The sequence below is a fragment of the Stenomitos rutilans genome, assembly GCF_059505485.1.
The window spans coordinates 157,759-176,491 of the sequence record NZ_JCACKR010000090.1 but is presented as its reverse complement, the minus strand read 5'-3'; the positions used below and the strand labels follow the sequence as shown (position 1 = coordinate 176,491).

Genomic DNA, 18,733 nt, shown 5'->3' with positions numbered 1-18,733 from the left:
AGCGTTGGCATGGTGGCTGCCATCAACGCACAGGGAGACGCCACTACTAAAAAAATCAGCGCTCGATAAATGGTTGTTTCTCAACTCCAATGCAGGAGAACGGGCGGCAGCAGCGCTAAAAGCATGCCACACACCACAATCAATTTGGCGTAGCTACGTTCAAACCGCTCGATGAATTGCTGCGATGGTGGCGTTTCGGTTTGTGCCTGTTTCACTAGACGGATCACCCGCTGAATCAAACTGCTTTCGGGTGGTTGATGCACAGTGAGTTGTAGCGCACCATTCCCATTCACGGTGCCCGCAAATACTACATCTCCAGCCGCTTTCTCCACAGGCATGGATTCACCTGTGATCGCCGCCTGGTTGAGCGTGCTGTAGCCTTCGTAAATGAGGCCATCGGTTGGAATCAGTTCTCCAGGCTTGACGAGAATACGATCGCCTACCTGTAACTCACTTACAGGCACCAGAGTTTCCTGACCATGACGCACCACTCTCGCGGTATCAGTTGTCAAGCTCATCAAGCCGCGAATACTGCGCTCTGTACAACGCATCGCATATCCTTCCAGCGCACCGCTCACTGCAAAGATGAGAATCAGCGTTGCCCCATCCACAATAAAAAAGTATTCACGCCGCCACAGTCCCAGTCCTGCTGCCCCCAGCGCTGCCACAATCATCAACAAATCCACATCCAGTTCCTTTTCCTGGAAGAGGGTCGTCAGCCCTTCGCGAGCACTTTCATAGCCACCAATCACATAGGCAGCAGGCAATAACAACAACGACAGCTCTATCCATCCCCAATGCAGTGTCAGCCACCCCAGCAGCAGCAAAATGCCGCAGAGAATAGCCGCCGCCACATCAGAGTGGTCTTTGGTCAGTTGGGTAAAGCGAGACGGATACAGCATCGCGATCGCGGTTGAAACACCCCTCCACGCTAAACGTTGACATTGGTGTTAATGTCAAGGAAGTTGGAAACGGGAAGTTGGGTGTAGAGAAGGCAGAAGGCAAAAGGCAGAAGGTAGAAGGCCGTTAACCATGATCAGTCATCAGTTTTTTAACGTCGATTGACTGTTGAGTAGTAGCAATTCGCTGTTGAGTAGTAGCAATTCACTGTTGAGTAGTAGCAATTCACTGTTGAGTAGCAACTATTGACTGTTGAATAGCAAATATTCACTGCTGAACGATGACAATGCATTGTTCACTAATGGCTACGCACTGTTGAATGGTGTCAATTTACTGCTGAGTGGTAGCTAATGCACCGTTGACTGATGGCAATTCGTCATTGAGCGGCAACAATTCACTATTCACTAGCGACTGACGACTGTTCACTGCTTGTCGATCGCTGACCGCTGACTGCTGACCGCTAACCGCTGAGACTCCATCATGGTTGAACAATCATTGACGATTAAAGAACTTACAGATGCCGTTGGGGGTGGCATTTCGCCTCGCATGGTGCGGCATTATCATCAGTTGGGCTGCTGCCGCAGCCTGCCCGATCGCGCGGGAACTATCGCCTTTACAGCCAGCGCGATGTGCAGCGACTCCAGCGCATTGTGGCGCTCAAGCAACAGGGTTTTCAGCTTTCCCATATTCATAAGCTACTGGACAGTGAACCAGATGTCGATCGGTCAGAAACGCTCGTGGTGCAGTTTCAGCAGCAGTATCGATCGATCATTCAGCAAATCGCACACCTCGACAAACGGCATCAGCACTGGAAAGTTTGCTGGGGAGGGATGGCGATTGTCAGCGTGTGCAAGCAGAAGCGATCGCGCAACTCAAGCTGTTGGATGTAGAAACGCAAACCCAGTTGGGCGGGCTAGAAAAACTGTGGAGCGGTTTAGATGCGGTCGTTCATGACCATCCTGAAGCGTTTCAAGAATCGTTGCAATGGTTGTTGCCCGACCTCTCCGATCGCTCCGAAATTGAAGTCGATCTGCTCTCAAAGCTAGTGCTGGCCTGTGGGGATGTGAGCTTGGTGCCATTCGTCCATGTGGGAAAAGGGGCGATCGCAGCCAGTCGTGCTGCGCTCAAGGCAGGCTGTCACGTAGTAACCGATGTCCCGCTGATTCATGCCGCACTTGACCACACTCGCCTAGCACATTTAGGCTGTGCTACAGAAATCTTGATGGACGATCGCCACATCACCAGCGTTGCCGAAGCAGAACAGGCATTCTGGCAAGATTCAGCGTGGAAAGCGCAGCTACACCACTTACCCAAAAACTGCATCGTAGTCGTGGGTTATGCTCCATCCGCGTTGTTGGCCGTCTGTGACGCGATCGCACAACACCATCTTCATCCAGCCCTGGTCATTGGCATGCCGATCGGCTTTAGCCATGCCCCAGCAGCGAAGCGCCAGTTAATGCAGTCTGACGTTCCCTTCATTACTCTAGATGGCACGATCGGGGGCGGCTTACTCGCTGCTGTCGCTCTGAACGCGATCGTAGCTTCCACTATTGAAAAGCCCAACTGCCACTGCTATCTAAGCAAAGCGTGAGAGAAAACTTTAGGGGACGGGGGACGGCTAGCAGCGGTCAGCCTTCTGCCTTCTTTTGCCTTTTGCCTTCTTCTGCCCTCTGCCTCCCCCTCCACCAAAATTCTCTTTAACGTTTCCGCAATCCCCCTCGTCTTAAATGTATCCATCCTTCGGACAATTCTGTCTGAAAAATTCTCACTCAAAAGAGTAGACATTAGACATACTACACGTGTAGCATATACAAAGCGAGTTTTTGTTAGAGCCATCCCATGATTTGCACACCTTTACTCACCTCATATAGCGCGCCGCAGCAGCGACCCCACAGCGAGTGGTCGTTGGCAATAGCGCTGTTTGGGGCTAAAGGTGTGTCTGCACGCTTTAGAGGCAATCTGCTTCAAGGCAATGCGCTTCATACAGGAGTTTTGGTCACAGGTATGACGAAAACCCTTGCAGAGCTACAGATTATTGATCGACCAACACAAAGCGGGTGGTGCAGGCGCGGTCTTGCACCAACATAAAGCGCCAGTAAGGACTGAAGCTGTTAACCCCCGCTCCTGAGTATCAGAAGCGGGGGTTGTTTTTTAGGAGGCAAGCAGGATGTTGAAGCTGACCTATATTGAGGACGGGTTACACCTGGAGCGGATGGCGGCTCCCCTGGAAGTGCTGATTGCACAACGCGTACTGCTGGCATTGCGTGCTGGGCAAAAACTCTACGTTGAACCGAGCAAAGCGGCCTTTTTGCTGCCTGCGGACGCCTTCGGTTTGAGCTATTTAGAGCTGACGCTGAAGCGCGATCGTGTCCAAAACATCACCGTAGCCCCTGTTGATGATGCCTTTGTAGAAGTGAGCTTGCAGGGTAGCTGGTTGGCAGAGGGTGTAGACGCGCACGAAGGCATGTTTCTGACGGCTTTCTCCGATCGCGCCGAATTCTTTGTCCACAAGCTCTGGCAGGCAACGCAAGTACATGCATCGTCCTTAGCCATCGGTGATGGACGCTAAAACGTGGGTGATCCGAGCAGTCCTCGCTGTCGATCGCCCACGCTTTCCTTCCTGTCAAAGCTTTATTGAATCGAGCCTTATGACGTATCGAACAATCGACGAGATTGAAGCGTTAGTGGCAGCCTTCGAGAGCTGTACGTTGCCTCGATCGTGCTGGACTCATACCGCACATCTCACCCTTGCTCTGTGGTATTTGGTGCATCACAAGCCTTCACAGGCGATCGACTGCATGCGCGAAGGCATTCAGCGGTATAACGCGGCAATGGGCATACAGCAAACAAAAAACAGCGGCTATCACGAAACCATTACCCTCTTCTGGCTTTGGATTGGGCTGTGGTACCTCGCAGAGCAGCGCATCTCTGCCCTGGCGTTGGATGAGGTCAATCAGTTCATCCAGCGATGCAGTGATCCACAGTTGCCGCTCCACTACTACAGCCGCGATCGCTTGATGTCGTGGGAAGCGCGCACAGATTGGGTTGAGCCAGATTTGCAACCTTTACCGTAAACGTGGCTGCTGAGTAGAAGCAAGAAAAGCGCGCACTGTGTATCAAGTGGCGACCTGAATCGCCTACGATGACGAATGTATGCAGGAGGCTGACTCATCATGTGGCTTGTAACGGTTTATTGTTCTGCCGAAAGCTGGCGCAAGGCGGCGACTGCGTTTAACGCGATCGTGGCGAAGTATGCCGTAAAACCGCTTTCGACTAAAAAGATGAAAGACGATGAACGGCGCATCATGACGTTTGAGTTAGACGATGTGAGCGATGCTGAAGCCTTTCAAGATGAGTGCATGACGCTAGAAGGCTTTACCGCTCAATTTGAGTCTCTCTAACACAACGGCTACTCAGTTACCGCCTTCTACTTTTTACCTTCTGCCTTTTACCTTTTACCCCCTGCCTCCTAATCAAGAAGTTTTTTGCTTGTAAAAGCCTACAGGTCTTGCTATATTTCACCTCAGGGCGATGGAACTCGCCTTCTGACACAGGCTTCCTTTTAGCACAGTCAGAGAACTGCCTTCAAGGCTGATAGTTTCTACTTCATCGTTCGATCGATGCTTTGTTAAAAAGCATCTGTGAAGTGTTGACTATTGGATTTTTGGAGAGCAGTGCGGATGATCGAACAAGTTTTTGCCCTACCGCAAACTGCAAAATGGCTAGCCATCGCCACAGTAGCAGGTGTCCTTTGCGGAACGGCCTCGGCGGCACTGTTAGCTTCATTAGAATGGGCCACCGATTGGCGAGAAGCGCATCACTGGGTTATTGCCTTGCTGCCGTTGGGTGGGCTACTGAGTGGCTTGATCTATTACTACTTTGGTCGATCGGTCGAAGCGGGCAACAACCTCTTACTGGAGGAGATCCACAATCCCAGGGAGACCATTTCCCTCCGCATGGCTCCCCTAGTGCTTTTAGGGACGGTCATGACCCACTTGTTTGGTGGCTCTGCAGGGCGAGAAGGCACCGCATTACAGATGGGGGCATCCCTGGCGGATCAACTCACCAAGCTGTTGCAACTCAAGGGGGCCGATCGCCGCATCCTTTTGATGACAGGGCTAAGTGGAGGGTTTGCGTCCGTCTTTGGCACACCGCTAGCTGGGGCCGTTTTTGGGCTAGAAGTGCTGACGATCGGCAAGCTTCGCTACGACGGGTTGTTTCCCTGCACGGTGGCGGCGATCGTGGGCGATTACGTCACCCTGAAGTGGGGCATTCACCATACGGACTATCGCCTGACAAGCATCCCCTTACTCAGCCTGGGAGATTTTTCCGATGGCTCTGCCGCTCTCTTGTCAGCGGTGCTTGCGGGTGCCGTGTTTGGTCTAGTAGCACTTCTGTTTGCCGAAGCGACCCACACAATTGGGCAGATCTTTAAGTCTAAAATTGCATATCCACCGTTGCGTCCTCTGATTGGTGGCAGCATGGTGGCGATCGCAGTTTGGGCAGTGGGCACGACAAAATATATTGGTCTCGGCATTCCTACCATTGTGGAAGCGTTTCAGACGCAACTCCCACCCTGGGATTTTGCTGCCAAGCTCGCCTTTACGGCACTCACTTTAGGCGCTGGGTTTAAGGGCGGCGAAGTCACCCCATTGTTTTACATCGGTGCCACGTTAGGCAATGCGCTGTCGATCGTTCTGCCACTGCCCACGTCTTTACTTGCAGGCATGGGCTTTGTCGCCGTATTTGGGGCCGCTGCCAATACCCCACTGGCTTCAACGATTATGGCAATGGAGCTGTTTGGGCTGCCTGCCGGAGCCTTCGCTGGCATTGCCTGTGTCGTGAGCTACATCTTTTCGGGTCATGCAGGCATCTACCGCGCTCAGCGCATTGGTCTCAGCAAGTATCCCAGGGTTTTGGTAGAAAAAGGAGTCAGTCTCGCCACGCACCCCAACGCACGATCGCAAGAGGACAAAGCACCGAAGCAACCTCCTGACTCTTAACGTTAAATTTTCAGCGAGCAGCGGTCGGTGTAGAAGTTTTGAGTTTTGAGTTTTGAGTGAAAGAGCCGTCAGCGGTGGGTGTAGAAGTTTTGAGTTTTGAGCGAAAGAGCTATCAGCTATCAGCGGTCAGCGTAGAAGTTTTGAGTTAGTGCTGCTCCCTCCGCTTCCCTTGCTTCCTCTGCTTCCCCTGCCCCTTCTGTGCCCTCTACCTTCTGCCCTCTGCCTTCAAAAACCGCTACCTCTGTGACTCAGCGATGAGATCGCCGATCGCGGCAATGAGCAGAAACACGCCTGCGATCGCTAGCGCTGTAACCCGACTATGGGTACTGGAAAGCACAACCAGTGCGATGACCACGAGCGTTGGTAGTTTCGTTTTGACGACAGAATCCAGCACATGCCGTAGGTCGTTCATCAAGTTGCCCCGTTCAGCGAGTGTTTTGTCGCCCATAACATAGCGCCATAATTGCCCTGCTTGGAACAAGGTAAATAGCTTGCTGCGGATTGCTGGGTAGAAATCTGGTTGATGGGTGAGTGCTTCGTCAAAGCTGGCGATCGCAGCATCAAAGCGACGTAGCTTTCGCATTGCCAGACCACGCAGATGCCAGAGCTTGTAGCGGGTTGGCTCTGCCTGTAAGAGCTTGTCGTAGCTGGCGATCGCTTCCTCGTAACGACCCAACTTTTGCAGTGCTGTGCCCCGATGTCCCCAAAGAAAAGGGGCATCCGAGCTTAGTGCCAACGCTTTGTCATAGCTAACGACGGCTTCGGTGTAGCGTCCTTGATGATTCAACGCATCGCTGAGCGTACTCCAGGCTTGCTGGTCGTCGGGCTGTAGCTCCAAGGCGCGATCGCAACTGTTCGCTGATGCTTCGTACCGTCCCAGGCGAGAGAGCGCTATACCTTGCAGACTCCAGGCTTCTGCATGCTCTGGTGCTAATTCCAAAGCCCGCGTGCAACTGGCGATCGCGCCTTCGTGTTCACCTGCTTTGATGAGCGCGGCAGCATGTCCTGCCCAGCCATCGTGCCAACCCGGCTTGAGCGCTAGCACCTCCACAAAGCAGGCGATCGCAGTGTTCACATCATTGCTCTCTAACGCCTGTCGTCCCTGCTGGTAAAGCAACAACGCCTTGAGAGATTCGCCAATCTGCTCATCCGCCAGCATCTCGCTGCGTGCTTCGGGTGGCAGATGCCAGTAGTACTGATAGTCTGCCTCAGAAAAATCTTCGTGCCAACTCATAGGAAGATCGCCCATCGATAGTAGACTTGCTTGGAGGTGAGGGGAGAGGATAAAAGGATAAGGGACAAAGGCTAAAGGATTAGTTTTGAGTTCTGAGTTTTGAATTCTAACGATGGCTTCTGCATCCTAGCTTCCGCACTCATTCAATTTTTAGCCTTCATCCTTTAGCCTTCATCCTTTAGCCCTTAGCCTTTCTAACAACTACCCCCTTCCACAATGCCGTTATGAGTACCGAACTTGACCCGACAACATTATCAAAAAAGCAGGTTGGCGAAGCTGCCGCAGCGCGAGTGCAGTCTGGTTCCATTGTAGGACTGGGAACTGGGTCAACGACAGCCTTTGCCATTCAAGCGTTAGGCGATCGGCTCAAGCGTGGCGACCTGAAGGACATTAAAGGCGTGACAACATCGTTTCAGGCGATCGTGCTGGCGAAAGAAAATGGCATTCCCCTCACAACGCTGGATGAAATCGATCGCATTGATGTGGCGATCGATGGTGCTGATGAAGTCGATCCACAAAAGAATTTGATTAAAGGCGGTGGTGCGGCGCATACGCAGGAAAAGATCGTGGATGGATTTGCCGATCAGTTCATTGTGGTAGTTGATAGCGGCAAATTAGTCGATAAGCTGGGCACCACTTTTCTGTTGCCTGTAGAAGTGATTCCAATGGCAATGAGTCCTGTGATGAAGGCGATCGTGGCTTTAGGCGGCAAACCCCAACTCCGCATGGGCGTGAAGAAAGCTGGGCCTGTCATCACCGATCAGGGCAACTTTGTCATCGACGTGAAATTTGACAGTGGCATCGACAATCCCGCCGCACTGGAGAAAACCCTCAACAATATTCCTGGCGTACTCGAAAATGGTTTATTTGTCGGTGTCGCCAGCCTGATCATGGTCGGTGAAGTGAAGGACGGTAAGCCATCGGTGAGAGAGTTTTGAGGTAAGAGAGCGGTCAGCCGTCAGCCTAAGACTTTAACGCTGAACGCTGAACGCTGATAGCTACCCTATATCAACGGACTACCGTGATGGTGCACCAAATACCATTTCTGCCCCAGGCGTTCAAAGATGTTCGTAGCCACTGATTGTGCTTTGTTCTGGCGCTTACCTGTCACTTGCAGCACCGTTTCCACCAGCACCACGTAAGCAAGATCGCCGTTCACCTCAATACGCACAATCTCGGTCTCAATTTCCAGATAGCTGGTATTGCGAAAAATTGTTTCCCACGACGATCGAATCCCGTCCCATCCACAAATCGCCTTTCGTCCTGGGTGAATGCACACGCTACTCGTCCCCTGCGACCACACAGCCGTCATCGCCTCAAGATCTTTCTTCTCAAACGATCGATAAAACGTCTCATTGGCAGCAAGCACCGCTTGTTCTGGAGTCATGCGATGGGAGGAAGTAGGGAGTGGGGAGTAGGGGAAGCAAGGAAATTTCCAAGCTTCTTAACGCCTGCTACATAAAACAGAACCTAAACCGCTTCCTCATTACCAACTGACATTTGCAACACAACGTAACGAAAGACGTGAGTAAGGGGCCACAGAACGTTTTAGACTTTTAAAGCCGTCAGCGTTCAGCTTGAGTTTCATCCACTTTGAGTTTCATACGCTTTTGGCACATCATTGAACCCTCAGCGACCCACTTCATATTCAAACATTCGCTGCTGATCGCTGATCGCTATTCATACCGTCCTCTCGCCGCATCACTCCTATGTTTCCAAACCAGCGTCCCCGTCGTCTCCGCAACCACCCTCAGCTTCGTCGGATGGTGCGCGAAACCGTGTTGACTACAAGCGATCTCATCTATCCCCTCTTTGCGGTACCGGGTGATGGGTTTGCCAAAGAAGTGCGATCGATGCCGGGAGTCTTTCAGTTGTCGATCGACAAAATTGTGGAAGAAGCGAAGGAAGTCTACGACCTGGGCATTCCCGCGATCATTCTGTTTGGCATCCCAGCCGATAAAGATATGGACGCGACGGGAGCATGGCACGATCACGGCATTGTGCAGAAAGCAGCAACAGCGGTTAAACAAGCGGTTCCCGACTTGATCGTGATGGCGGATACCTGCCTTTGCGAATACACCTCTCATGGTCACTGCGGCTATCTGGAAGTGGGCGACTTGACTGGGCGGGTGCTGAACGATCCTACCCTGGAACTCCTCAAGAAAACAGCCGTTTCTCAGGCGCAAGCAGGAGCCGATATCATCGCACCGTCTGGCATGATGGATGGCTTTGTGCAGGCGATTCGGACAGGGCTGGATGAGGCAGGCTTTGAAGATACGCCCATCATGTCCTACGCGGCGAAGTATGCCTCAGCGTACTATGGACCCTTCCGCGATGCTGCCGATTCTGCTCCTCAGTTTGGCGATCGGCGCACCTACCAGATGGATCCTGGCAACGCTCGTGAAGCCATTAAAGAGATTGAGCTGGACATCGCCGAAGGGGCAGACATGCTGATGGTGAAGCCCGCTCTGGCGTACATGGATATCATCTGGCGCGTCAAAGAAGCGACCAACCTACCCGTGGCCGCCTACAACGTCTCTGGCGAATACTCTATGGTCAAAGCTGCTGCCCTTAATGATTGGATTGACGAACAGCGTGTCGTTCTGGAAACCTTAACGGGCTTCAAGCGGGCTGGAGCCGATATGATTCTGACCTATCATGCCAAGGATGCCGCTCGCTGGTTGGGAGCGTAGTCTCATTTGGGTTGGGATGGATTGAGATATTAGGGCAGAAGGATAAATAGTTTTGCCCTCTCAGGTAATGACTTGCGGCTGGAGGCTTTCGCCTGCCAGGTTGTTGAGTGCGCCTAAATAATCCTGCGTCGTTGTCACCCAGCCAAAGAATTTTTCAATATTGAAAAGGGTTGCTTCCTGAATGGCTGAGGAACCGATGTGGTGAGTCGCGTCGGCAAGGACGATCGCAAAGTACTCCAAAAAGAACGCATCCCGTAGCGTTGATTCGACACAGACGTTGGTTGCCACACCCGCAAAGACTAAATTGCGAATGCCGTTGCCGCGCAAAAGCATATCCAGATTGGTGCCAAAAAAACCGCTGTAACGGGGTTTCTGCAAAATGTAATCCTCCGGCTGCGGCTGAATGGCATCGATAAAGTCGTAGTCCCAGGTGCCTTTGATGGTGAGTTTGCCTTGCAAATCGGGATTCTCGCGCATCAGCCGCATCGCATTAGACTTGTGCCAGTGGGGCGAAGCAGGCGAACCCGCTTCATGCAAACTGGCGCTCCATCCATTTTGCAGAAACACAATTTGCATCCCCGCACGACGAGAAGCCACGATCGTCCCCTGAATCGCCTCCACCACCGCTGCCACACCCGATAGATCAACGCCCAGGATGTCTAAATAGCCGCCCTTTGACGCATAGGCATTTTGCATATCAACCACGATCACCGCCGTTTCACGGGGATTGATGGCGATCGCCTCTGGTTTAGCCGGAATGGTAATTAGTGATGACATTTTAGCCCTATGAAGGTAATGGTATGAGCTTTCCGCGTTTCTCCAACTCCTGACTCCTAACTCCTGACTTCTGTCCTCTGCCTTTCATGTTTAAGCAGTCAGCGTAGAAGTTTTGAGTTAAAGAGCTATCAGCCGTCAGCCGTCATCTTTCTTCTAACAACCAACAACTTCTTCTGCCTTTTACCTTCTGCCTTCTGCCTCACCGAACAATGTGCGCGATCGACGCAATTTCGACCAAAAATTCTGGCTTGACCAGATCAGCGCGAATGCAATAGCGGGCAGGGCATGGACTGGGAAAATACTCGGTGTATACTGCATTCATTTTGGGATAGTCGGCAAAATCCTTCAGAAAAATCATGTTGAAGGTGACATCCGCCATTGTGCCCCCTGCTGCCGCAATCACGCTCTTGATCGATTCCAACACCTGACGAGTTTGCGCCGTCGCATCGCCCTCACCCACTAGCTTGCCATCCGCATCCAGTGACAGCGTACCAGAGACGTAGAGTGCTTCGCCCGCTGCCAGCATTCCGGGCGAGTAAGGGGCAAGGGGAGGGGGAGAGCCTTCAGGGGTGATAGGGGTTCCAGGCATGAGGGAGGGGGAGAGTTTTGAGTTTTGAGTTCTAAATTTTGAGTTCGGCGGTTAGCAGTCAGCGGTCAGCTTTTTATCCTTCATCCCTCATCCTTTTGCCTCCTTTCTGTTCACGCCGCGATCGCCGACTTTACCTTCTGACGGCATTGCAGCAAGGGCATGACGGCTTCGCCAAAGGTGGTGATGTCATCGACGAAGTTAGGGAAGGTGAACAGGATGCCGTCGATCGTGGTTTCGGTTGCCAGTCGATCGAGTTTGGCAGCAACGGTGGTGTAGGAGCCGACGATCGTGGGGATGCCCATGAACATTTCTGCCTGCATGGCTTTGGACATGCCGCCGTCTTTGTCGGTAGCTAAAGCGCCGCCCCAGGCTTGGATAGCAGCAATGTCGGCGTTTTCGGCCAGTTCCTGCACGCGTGCTTCGGCGGCGGCATCGGTGGGCGCAGCAACGACGGTAAAAAGGGCGTAGGTACCTACCTGTCGCTGGCAATCCTTCGCTTTCTGTTTGAGGCGCAGATTGATGTCGCTGATGGTTTCCAGTTCGCCTAAGACAAAGTTGTAATGCCCCAACTCAGCGGTGAATTGAATACCGCGATCGGACTGTCCCGCGCAGACAATGGGAATCTCGCGGGAGGGTTTTGGCTGACAGAGACAATCCGTTAATTCAAAGAATTTTCCTTTGTAAGTAACGCGACCTTCTGCCCACAGCTTTTTGAGAATTTGCACATATTCAGTGGCATATTCATAGCGGTAAGACAAATAGGAATGATCCGCTAATAAACCCATTTGAGCATATTCAAGTTTGTTCCAGCCGGAGACAATATTGATGCCAAATCTACCTTTGCTAATATCGTCGATCGTGACGACCATCTTCGCCACAACAGCCGGATGAATCGTGGGAATGGCTATAGACGCGTAGAGGTCGATCGTGCTAGTGACAGCCGCCAAGCCTGCCATCAAGTTAAACGATTCCAACGCATAGTCCCAATGCTCAATTTCACCGCCATAGCCGCGCCATTTCACCATTGAAAACGCAAAATCAAAGCCATACTTTTCGGCTCGTAAGGTAATCTCTTTGTTGAGATCAAACGATGGCATGTACTGCGATGCTTTGGATATAATCCAACCGTTGTTGGCAATCGGAATAAAAATGCCAAAATCCAAATAATTCATGACAGCCTGTTCGCACTCATGCTGCTTTTTCAGTGACCAGCATGATGATTCGGTGTCATTGTACGAAGATCAGTCGCTTTGGAAATGACGCAGAGACTACAAAAGGACTGTCTGACATTGACTGCAATACGGTCTCATCAAACGATGTGCCTCATCAAGCAATTTGATAGATAAAGCGGAGACTTGCCCAAGCGCTCATATCCAGGACAAAACTATCGGCAAGATTGCCAGGAGGCAGAGTGGAGCGATCGCCCGCATCATGCAAATCTTGAAAGATCGCCTGCACTAAGTCTAGCGGTTTAGACAACGTTTGAAGAGAGGACGCATCTGACGATCGCGCACCCAGTAGCGTCATCGTTTGGCTAAAGGGGGCACGGCTACAGAGTAGATACGTCGTCACCAACCCAGCTGAGCCCGTGACTAACCACTGAAAGGAGGCAGATGGTTGAGGCAGTGTGAGCGTTTCTGCGGGCGCGATCGTGTTGAGTGAGCGATCACTTACGGGCTGAGCATCTGTCGCTGGCGGCTCTGGCGAGAGGGGAGGCGTATGAACAAGGGGCGCACGTAGCAAGACCAAATCACCGTTGCTGTCTAGATGCAACAACAAAAAATGGAGTGGGATCTTGCTGTGATTTTCGAGCTGGTACTGAATATGGCTACCTGTAGAAATGCTAACCAGTTTTGAGGTTTCAGGCGTGAGGATGGTTGGCAGCATTTTTGGGATTGGTGTTTGCTGCGCGATCGTGGCAGTTTCACGCTGCATAAGTCCTCGCGCCGGAGGGGTTAGCACAGACAGCGTGGCTCGTACCGCTAGTTGAGAAGCCCCCTCGTTAACGGTCAGGTTCAGCAGCTTTGCAGCCAGCAGCGTTTGCAGTTTGGGCACCAGTCGCTTCACTGCAACTTTGACGGCTTCACCCCCATCGCCTGTTGTATGCGGCACCGGGCTGTGACCGGGAGAAAAAAGTGCGTAGCTGCTTTGCACAGCAGCCTTTGTAGGAAGTACGTCAGGCAGCGTCGTCGTAGGTAAAGCGGCAATCTGCGTAGGTTGCACTGTCTGGGTTTTGCTGAACACGTAATCGGCAGCTTGCTCGCCCGCGATCGTCACAGACACCCTCTGTATGGCGGAAATGGCACTGACGGCATCCACTCGCTCAATGCGTGCCAGGTTGGTATCGAGGGCGATCGTCAGCCCAACGGTATGAGGCACCATTCTGACCTGTTCGCGGACAAACTGCCCCACCTGAAGCGTAGACTCTGTTGCACCTGGATACACCTTTGCCTTTGCCATTAACCCGTTGCGCGATACCAGTTGCAGATACGTTAGAGCCGTGGAGGGGCGATCGGGAGCAGATTGATCGACCAGGCGCAACAATGCATTTGGCTCAACCTGCTCCAGCACCGCAGCCGTTAGTCCACCGAGCCACAGTTGCGCTGTGGCACCACCATCCTCAAGGTTCACCACAACCCCATCCGCACCCCAAGGTGGCAATGGCTGCGCGTGGTAAGGCGTTAGTGGTCGTTCCTGGCTTTTCTGTCCGCTTAGTTGGGGCTGTTGCATCGCATTGCCCAGTTGATATACCTGTTCGGTCGCTCGTCGCAAACTAAGCCGTAGAGCCATTGCGGGAGTTGCCTGCCAGAGTTGCTGCGTGAGTGCGTAAGTAAACAGTCCCGCACTGAAGCCGCTCCACTTTGCTTCGGCTGCCCACTGCTCGGTTCCTGCCGCAGACAGTACCACTCCTGGCATCTGCCCAGACTGTCGCTGAACCGCTAGGCGTGCGCGATCGATATTCGTTTGATTTAACAGCGACGCCTGAAATGCCAACTCCACCTCACTGGGTTGAGCAGGCACCATATCGGGGCGACTACGAAGACGAAGGTTCCCTTGCAGTGGTTTGTCAGGCGCGGTATGGCTGATATCTAGAATTGTGGTGACTTGATCGGTCGGGAGCGATCGCAACAGCAACAGCAGCGTATCCGCCAATAAATCATTTACCACCCCATCACTTTGGGTGGATGGCTCATCGACCATTACCAAACTCGGCTGTATGATCGAGCCGGACTGCACGGCACCGGGCGCACTACTCAGCGCCACCCTGCCACCATAACCACTGAAGTGAAACACAACCACGTCGCCGGGTCGCGCTTGCTCGATCAAATGCTCAACAAACGCATTCGCGATCGCCTCCCGCGTTGCTTGCTGGTCAGTTAACGTGAGGATATCACTGGGCTGAAAGCCGAAGCGATAGCGCAGTAACTCTCGCTGCAACTCCACATCCGTCACACAGCCATAGAGCGGCATCGAACGATACTGATTGATGCCAACTAACAAAGCCAGTTTGCGCGGCGTTGGGGCTGCGAGTGCCTGCTGATACCGTTGCGCGATCGACGTTAGCGACAAGTCACTAACTCCTAAAGCCGCCAGCGTTAAACCCGATCGTTGTAGAAAATCCCGCCGCTTCATTTGAGCCATCAGCGCTTAGCCGTCAGCTACTAGCGTATCAGGGTTGAAGAGAGGTGGAGGTATAGAGAGTAGGGGAAGCGGAGGAAACCAGGGAAGCAGAGGAAGCCAGGGAAATAGGGAAAACAAGAGGGCGCTTTGCCACCAGCGAAGGAAGCAAAAGTCTTCATCTCCTTCTGCCCCCTGCTTCCCCTGCCTCCTGCCCTCATCCCTCATCCCCTATCCCTAAATTTCATACGAAATCTCTGGAGCCTGCATCGCTCTCGACAACTCAGCCGCCACTTCGGGGCGAGAGAACTCTGGTGGTGGCAGTTCGCCTTTACGGAGCAGTTCCCGCACTTTCGTTCCTGATAGGTGGATACGCTCTTCGCGGGTACTGGGGCTGGTTTTGGTCGTTGCCATCGACTGAGTTCGCAAGCAGTAAAAGGCGTGTTCAAACTTCATCGGCGTGATGCCCAGTTCATCGGGTTGAAATTCATCAAAGATGTATTGTGCGTCGTAAGTGCCGTAGTAGTCGCCTACACCCGCATGATCTCGACCAACGATGAAGTGAGTGCAGCCGTAGTTTTTCCGCACCAGCGCGTGGAAAATAGCTTCACGAGGGCCAGCGTAGCGCATGGCAGCAGGGTTGATTGCGAGAATCACCCGTTCTCTAGGGAAATAGTGTTCCAGCATAATCTCGTAGCAGCGCATCCGCACATCGGCGGGAATATCATCTTCTTTGGTGGCACCCACAAGGGGATGCAGAAACAGTCCATCCACAGTTTCCAGTGCACATTTGATGATGTACTCATGAGCGCGATGGATCGGGTTGCGAGTTTGGAAGCCCACGATCGACTTCCAACCTTTGCCTCGAAAGAGCGATCGTGATTCCTGTGGATCAATCTGATAGGTCGGGAAGAGAGTATGCGGATTGCGCTCTAGCAACCAGACCTCACCCGCCAAATTCACAGCACCCTGCTTGTAGACCACTGAGACACCGGGATGCTTTTCTTCATTGGTGCGATAGACCAGCAGCGCTTCGTGACGCTTGTCGTAGCGATACTTCTCCGCCAGTTGCAACACACCGACAAACGTACCGTAGGGATTGTCCAGACGAATCAAACTTCCTTCTTTCAACGGTGCCGCTACCTCTTCCGATACAGGGAGCGTGATGGGAATTGACCAGGGCAACCCGTTCGCCAGGTGCATCTCATTGACAACCCCCTGGTAATCAGCCTCGTTCATAAAACCAGTGAGGGGACTAAAGCCACCGATCGCAATCATCTCCAGATCTGAAACTGCCCGCGCTTCTAGCTTCACTCTAGGCAAAAAGTCGGCTTTGTCGAGAAATTCGGCGCGCTGTTCGGGCGTGGCGATGCGGTTGATGAGTTGCCCACCGTGAGGCGCAATGCTGTCTGGCTGAGTCATGGGAGTTGAGAATGGCAGGATGTCGATCGCAGTTTTGCTCACCCATCCATCCTACTAGGCTGTGCGATCAGTTCAACCTCCACGTCATCCTACTTCAACCAGCCAACCCGATCGCGATCGCCCCCTGCCCTTTTAGCTCGGCAACCGCCGACTGAGCGATCCACGTATCCTCTAATGTTTCCACCCACTCAATCAACGTATCCCAATCTTCGGCATCAAGAACAGCAAGACGCTTGCCCTTCACGATGACAAACTGCACAGACTGTAACGCTTCAAGTCCCGTCATAAACGACCTTGGATGGAGTGAGACACCCTTTGGGTTTAACGTTTCACGTCTGCACCGCAAACGCCTCTGGATCAACATCCCAGTTGACCCACCGAATCGCTTCTCTAGCAGATTGAATATCAGGCGGAACTCGAATGATGTAAATCAAACTAATACTAGGGCAGATCATTTTCAGCAATCGAATTGGCTCAATATCAATATCCTCATCGACTTCCAGCAGAGTGTATCCCTGCCAGGAATCTAACTCCGCAGCATAAAGCTCCTTGCAGATTCGTTCATAACCAATGCCTTGAATTAACGCTCGGCGAAGCTCAACGTTCTTTTCCTCTAGAATCCAGCAAGGCTTCCATTGATTTGGATGCATCTTCCTATATTTAAAGGGCAGTCTTAATCCGCAATATGAATAAACACTAAATTCATCGGTGAATTGAATAGCAGGAAGGCCTTCGGCATGAAGACGGTTCTCTAAATCAAACGAGAAAACTGTAGGACGATCGCAAACTATGCAAAGCTGTTTATAAGGAAAAATCCAACCGCACTCAGTAACCAGAGCTTGAAACGCTAACCACTTATCCTGAGTGTGAGGCAACTTTAAAACTGAAAAGTTAAAATCAAAGTAACTACCCCAGGAAACCCATGTTTCAATTGGCATACACTCGCTGAAAAACTGCTTTCGTTGCTTGATTGGAATTTGATCTCGAAGCTGAATCCAGATTGGACTTTGTTGTGATTCATCAACTCGATTCCACAACAAATTACTCAATCCATGTCCTATCTTGAATAGTAGTTGATTTGATAATTCATGTAGTATTGGAAATCTCAGCTTCTGTTTGATCTCAGATTCCAACTTACTTTTAAGTCCTTCTCTTGTTTTGCTAGTAATAAGAGCTAGAGCTGCATAAGGACTTTCTACAAAGATGATCTCAGGTTCTCTTTCATCAATAACTGTGTAAGCTATTTTGACTGCTTCAGCAGCTTTTTGTTGATCGATTCTCTCCGTCGAAAGCGCAATCTTTCGCCACTTCTCCTGATAAACCGGAATCAGCGCTTCTTGGTCCGGCGTGAGTTGGTTAATCATTTGAGTCATCGTAATCTCTAGAGAAATTCGATATGGTTATGCATATCCTCTGGGTCGAGAACTTCCCAAAGGAAAGTGAGGTTTTGCACAATCTCACCAATTGAGCGACGATTTGCTTTGCAGTATGCAATACCTGAGTGCGGGGTTCCTTGTCGATGAATCACCAAGAAATCGTCATCATGAGTTACAATGACGCGGTTTTGACTGATTGCAAAGCTTAGCTGTGTTTCATCCGATGCGGAGAGCAAACCAACTTCTGGTGTTGTAGTGACATCGATTCCACGCCGCCGCAACCCAACTGCGATCGCACCACTTACACTTTCGTCAAGGTGAAATCGAATCGTTTGCGCCATGCCTGCCTCTTAGTTTCTGTTGAACTTTAGAAGGTGTTTGCGCTTGCATTTCTGCTGCCAAAGCCTCTCCATCACGAATTTCTTGTCGAATTTCTTCAAGGTGATCATGATAGTAAGCTAGGGCTGCATACACATCGGACAAGGTAATCGTGGGATAGTGCAGCAAAATTTCGTCGGGTGACATGCCCATGAGATCGTGCAGAATCACAATATCTTCAACGCGAATGCGATGACCTGCAATGCGAGGCTTGCCGCCACACACACCGGGAGTCATTTCAATGTGTTCAGCAATAACGGGTTTAATCATGGGAGTCGTTTTAAGAAAGGGACGATCGCACACCTCAAATTTACACAGAAATCAAAAACTTCGCTTTCAGTTTCAATCTCCATTCTACTTCTGACTCCTGGCTCCTGACTCCTGCCCACTGCCTCCTCAATCCGCCACATACCGCCATCCTTCTGGCTCATATTCGCGCTGAATGCGGATCATCCAGGTGCCTTTGGGAATGTCGATCGGCTTATGTTCCTCGTGCGTCAACGTTGCCGTTTCTGAAAGCACTTTGAGATAGAGAGTGCCATCTTTTTCGTATAGTGCTGCCTGCCCATCGCTGATGTGGTGCTTGTGTCCCGTGACTTCGCCTTCTGCCAGCGTGAGATGAGGTAAAGGTTTCCCTTCGATCGTCTTGCTGGGGAGCAAAATGACATCCCCCTGTCGCATTGGTTGCATCATAATCCTCATTTTGTAGATAGGATTCCCCACCATCGCTTAATTCAACTCTA

The 18,733-nt window shown here is 51.7% G+C and carries 23 protein-coding genes and 1 riboswitch; of the genes, 9 read left to right on the top strand and 14 right to left on the bottom strand.

All coding sequences use genetic code 11. The features are described from left to right. Positions 1 to 80 precede the first annotated feature (80 nt). Together AC5JLP_RS16935 and AC5JLP_RS16930 are read right to left on the bottom strand one after the other, a co-directional pair. Positions 81 to 902, bottom strand: a complete 822-nt coding sequence (locus AC5JLP_RS16935; protein ID WP_496069105.1) for an HAD-IC family P-type ATPase — start codon at positions 900 to 902, stop codon at positions 81 to 83. Positions 903 to 1,230: 328 nt separating this feature from the next. After that, positions 1,231 to 1,392 carry a hypothetical protein gene (locus AC5JLP_RS16930; protein WP_496069104.1) on the bottom strand — a complete coding sequence of 54 codons (162 nt, stop codon included), beginning with the start codon at positions 1,390 to 1,392 and terminating at the stop codon, positions 1,231 to 1,233. Positions 1,393 to 1,529: 137 nt separating this feature from the next. Here AC5JLP_RS16930 and AC5JLP_RS16925 point away from each other — a divergent pair, with 137 nt between their 5' ends. The 7 genes from AC5JLP_RS16925 to AC5JLP_RS16895 all read left to right on the top strand — a co-directional run bounded on the left by AC5JLP_RS16925 (position 1,530) and on the right by AC5JLP_RS16895 (position 5,903). After that, positions 1,530 to 1,790, top strand: a complete 261-nt coding sequence (locus AC5JLP_RS16925; RefSeq protein ID WP_496069103.1) for a hypothetical protein — start codon at positions 1,530 to 1,532, stop codon at positions 1,788 to 1,790. Next, on the top strand, positions 1,748 to 2,491 hold the full coding sequence (locus AC5JLP_RS16920) for a precorrin-8X methylmutase (RefSeq protein ID WP_496069102.1): 744 nt from the start codon (positions 1,748 to 1,750) through the stop codon (positions 2,489 to 2,491). The genes AC5JLP_RS16925 and AC5JLP_RS16920 overlap by 43 nt, the downstream gene beginning before the upstream one ends. A gap of 248 nt (positions 2,492 to 2,739) precedes the next feature. Further along, positions 2,740 to 2,988, top strand: a complete 249-nt coding sequence (locus AC5JLP_RS16915) for a hypothetical protein (protein ID WP_496069101.1) — start codon at positions 2,740 to 2,742, stop codon at positions 2,986 to 2,988. A 79-nt stretch (positions 2,989 to 3,067) separates the two neighbouring features. Further along, a complete protein-coding gene (locus tag AC5JLP_RS16910) occupies positions 3,068 to 3,469 on the top strand; it encodes an alr0857 family protein (RefSeq protein ID WP_496069100.1) in 402 nt (133 codons plus the stop codon). Further along, entirely contained in the window at positions 3,459 to 3,974 is a 516-nt protein-coding gene (locus tag AC5JLP_RS16905) for a hypothetical protein (RefSeq protein WP_496069099.1), read from the top strand. Before AC5JLP_RS16910 ends, AC5JLP_RS16905 begins: the two co-directional genes overlap by 11 nt. A gap of 99 nt (positions 3,975 to 4,073) precedes the next feature. After that, positions 4,074 to 4,301, top strand: a complete 228-nt coding sequence (locus AC5JLP_RS16900) for a hypothetical protein (RefSeq protein ID WP_496069098.1) — start codon at positions 4,074 to 4,076, stop codon at positions 4,299 to 4,301. A 117-nt stretch (positions 4,302 to 4,418) separates the two neighbouring features. Then, positions 4,419 to 4,511: riboswitch (Fluoride riboswitch) on the top strand. Positions 4,512 to 4,580: 69 nt separating this feature from the next. Continuing rightward, positions 4,581 to 5,903, top strand: coding sequence for a voltage-gated chloride channel family protein (locus AC5JLP_RS16895; protein WP_496069097.1), 1,323 nt, complete (start codon positions 4,581 to 4,583; stop codon positions 5,901 to 5,903). Positions 5,904 to 6,138: 235 nt separating this feature from the next. On the opposite strand, the gene AC5JLP_RS16890 is transcribed toward AC5JLP_RS16895, so the two are convergent. After that, complete coding sequence (locus AC5JLP_RS16890; RefSeq protein WP_496069096.1) at positions 6,139 to 7,137, bottom strand: tetratricopeptide repeat protein; 999 nt, start codon at positions 7,135 to 7,137, stop codon at positions 6,139 to 6,141. A 224-nt stretch (positions 7,138 to 7,361) separates the two neighbouring features. Between AC5JLP_RS16890 and rpiA the strand changes: the two genes are divergently transcribed. Next, positions 7,362 to 8,075 (top strand): ribose-5-phosphate isomerase RpiA, encoded by a 714-nt coding sequence (gene rpiA / locus AC5JLP_RS16885; RefSeq protein ID WP_496069095.1) that lies wholly within the window; start codon positions 7,362 to 7,364, stop codon positions 8,073 to 8,075. A 65-nt stretch (positions 8,076 to 8,140) separates the two neighbouring features. On the opposite strand, the gene AC5JLP_RS16880 is transcribed toward rpiA, so the two are convergent. Beyond that, complete coding sequence (locus AC5JLP_RS16880) at positions 8,141 to 8,524, bottom strand: nuclear transport factor 2 family protein (protein WP_496069094.1); 384 nt, start codon at positions 8,522 to 8,524, stop codon at positions 8,141 to 8,143. A 322-nt stretch (positions 8,525 to 8,846) separates the two neighbouring features. Between AC5JLP_RS16880 and hemB the strand changes: the two genes are divergently transcribed. After that, positions 8,847 to 9,830 carry a porphobilinogen synthase gene (hemB, locus tag AC5JLP_RS16875; protein WP_496069093.1) on the top strand — a complete coding sequence of 328 codons (984 nt, stop codon included), beginning with the start codon at positions 8,847 to 8,849 and terminating at the stop codon, positions 9,828 to 9,830. Between the two features lie 60 nt (positions 9,831 to 9,890). Here hemB and AC5JLP_RS16870 read toward each other — a convergent pair whose 3' ends face one another. The 10 genes from AC5JLP_RS16870 to AC5JLP_RS16825 form a co-directional block, all read right to left on the bottom strand. Then, complete coding sequence (locus AC5JLP_RS16870) at positions 9,891 to 10,607, bottom strand: isochorismatase family protein (RefSeq protein ID WP_496069092.1); 717 nt, start codon at positions 10,605 to 10,607, stop codon at positions 9,891 to 9,893. A gap of 199 nt (positions 10,608 to 10,806) precedes the next feature. Next, positions 10,807 to 11,196 carry a pyrimidine utilization protein C gene (rutC, locus tag AC5JLP_RS16865; RefSeq protein ID WP_496069091.1) on the bottom strand — a complete coding sequence of 130 codons (390 nt, stop codon included), beginning with the start codon at positions 11,194 to 11,196 and terminating at the stop codon, positions 10,807 to 10,809. 110 nt (positions 11,197 to 11,306) lie between these two features. Then, positions 11,307 to 12,368, bottom strand: a complete 1,062-nt coding sequence (locus AC5JLP_RS16860; protein ID WP_496069090.1) for an LLM class flavin-dependent oxidoreductase — start codon at positions 12,366 to 12,368, stop codon at positions 11,307 to 11,309. Between the two features lie 154 nt (positions 12,369 to 12,522). Continuing rightward, the gene (locus AC5JLP_RS16855) at positions 12,523 to 14,838 is read right to left on the bottom strand and encodes a caspase family protein (protein ID WP_496069089.1); all 2,316 of its coding nucleotides are present in this window, start codon (positions 14,836 to 14,838) and stop codon (positions 12,523 to 12,525) included. Between the two features lie 213 nt (positions 14,839 to 15,051). Then, positions 15,052 to 16,278, bottom strand: a complete 1,227-nt coding sequence (sat, locus tag AC5JLP_RS16850; protein ID WP_496069088.1) for a sulfate adenylyltransferase — start codon at positions 16,276 to 16,278, stop codon at positions 15,052 to 15,054. 52 nt (positions 16,279 to 16,330) lie between these two features. Then, complete coding sequence (locus AC5JLP_RS16845) at positions 16,331 to 16,522, bottom strand: hypothetical protein (protein WP_496069087.1); 192 nt, start codon at positions 16,520 to 16,522, stop codon at positions 16,331 to 16,333. A gap of 43 nt (positions 16,523 to 16,565) precedes the next feature. Next, positions 16,566 to 17,609, bottom strand: a complete 1,044-nt coding sequence (locus AC5JLP_RS16840) for a DUF6745 domain-containing protein (protein WP_496069086.1) — start codon at positions 17,607 to 17,609, stop codon at positions 16,566 to 16,568. 8 nt (positions 17,610 to 17,617) lie between these two features. Further along, positions 17,618 to 17,953, bottom strand: coding sequence for a DUF5615 family PIN-like protein (locus AC5JLP_RS16835; RefSeq protein ID WP_496069085.1), 336 nt, complete (start codon positions 17,951 to 17,953; stop codon positions 17,618 to 17,620). After that, positions 17,925 to 18,260: a DUF433 domain-containing protein gene (locus AC5JLP_RS16830; RefSeq protein WP_496069084.1), complete on the bottom strand. Its 336-nt coding sequence runs from the start codon at positions 18,258 to 18,260 to the stop codon at positions 17,925 to 17,927. Before AC5JLP_RS16830 ends, AC5JLP_RS16835 begins: the two co-directional genes overlap by 29 nt. A gap of 126 nt (positions 18,261 to 18,386) precedes the next feature. Next, complete coding sequence (locus tag AC5JLP_RS16825) at positions 18,387 to 18,683, bottom strand: DUF8820 family protein (protein WP_496069083.1); 297 nt, start codon at positions 18,681 to 18,683, stop codon at positions 18,387 to 18,389. Positions 18,684 to 18,733 lie beyond the last annotated feature (50 nt).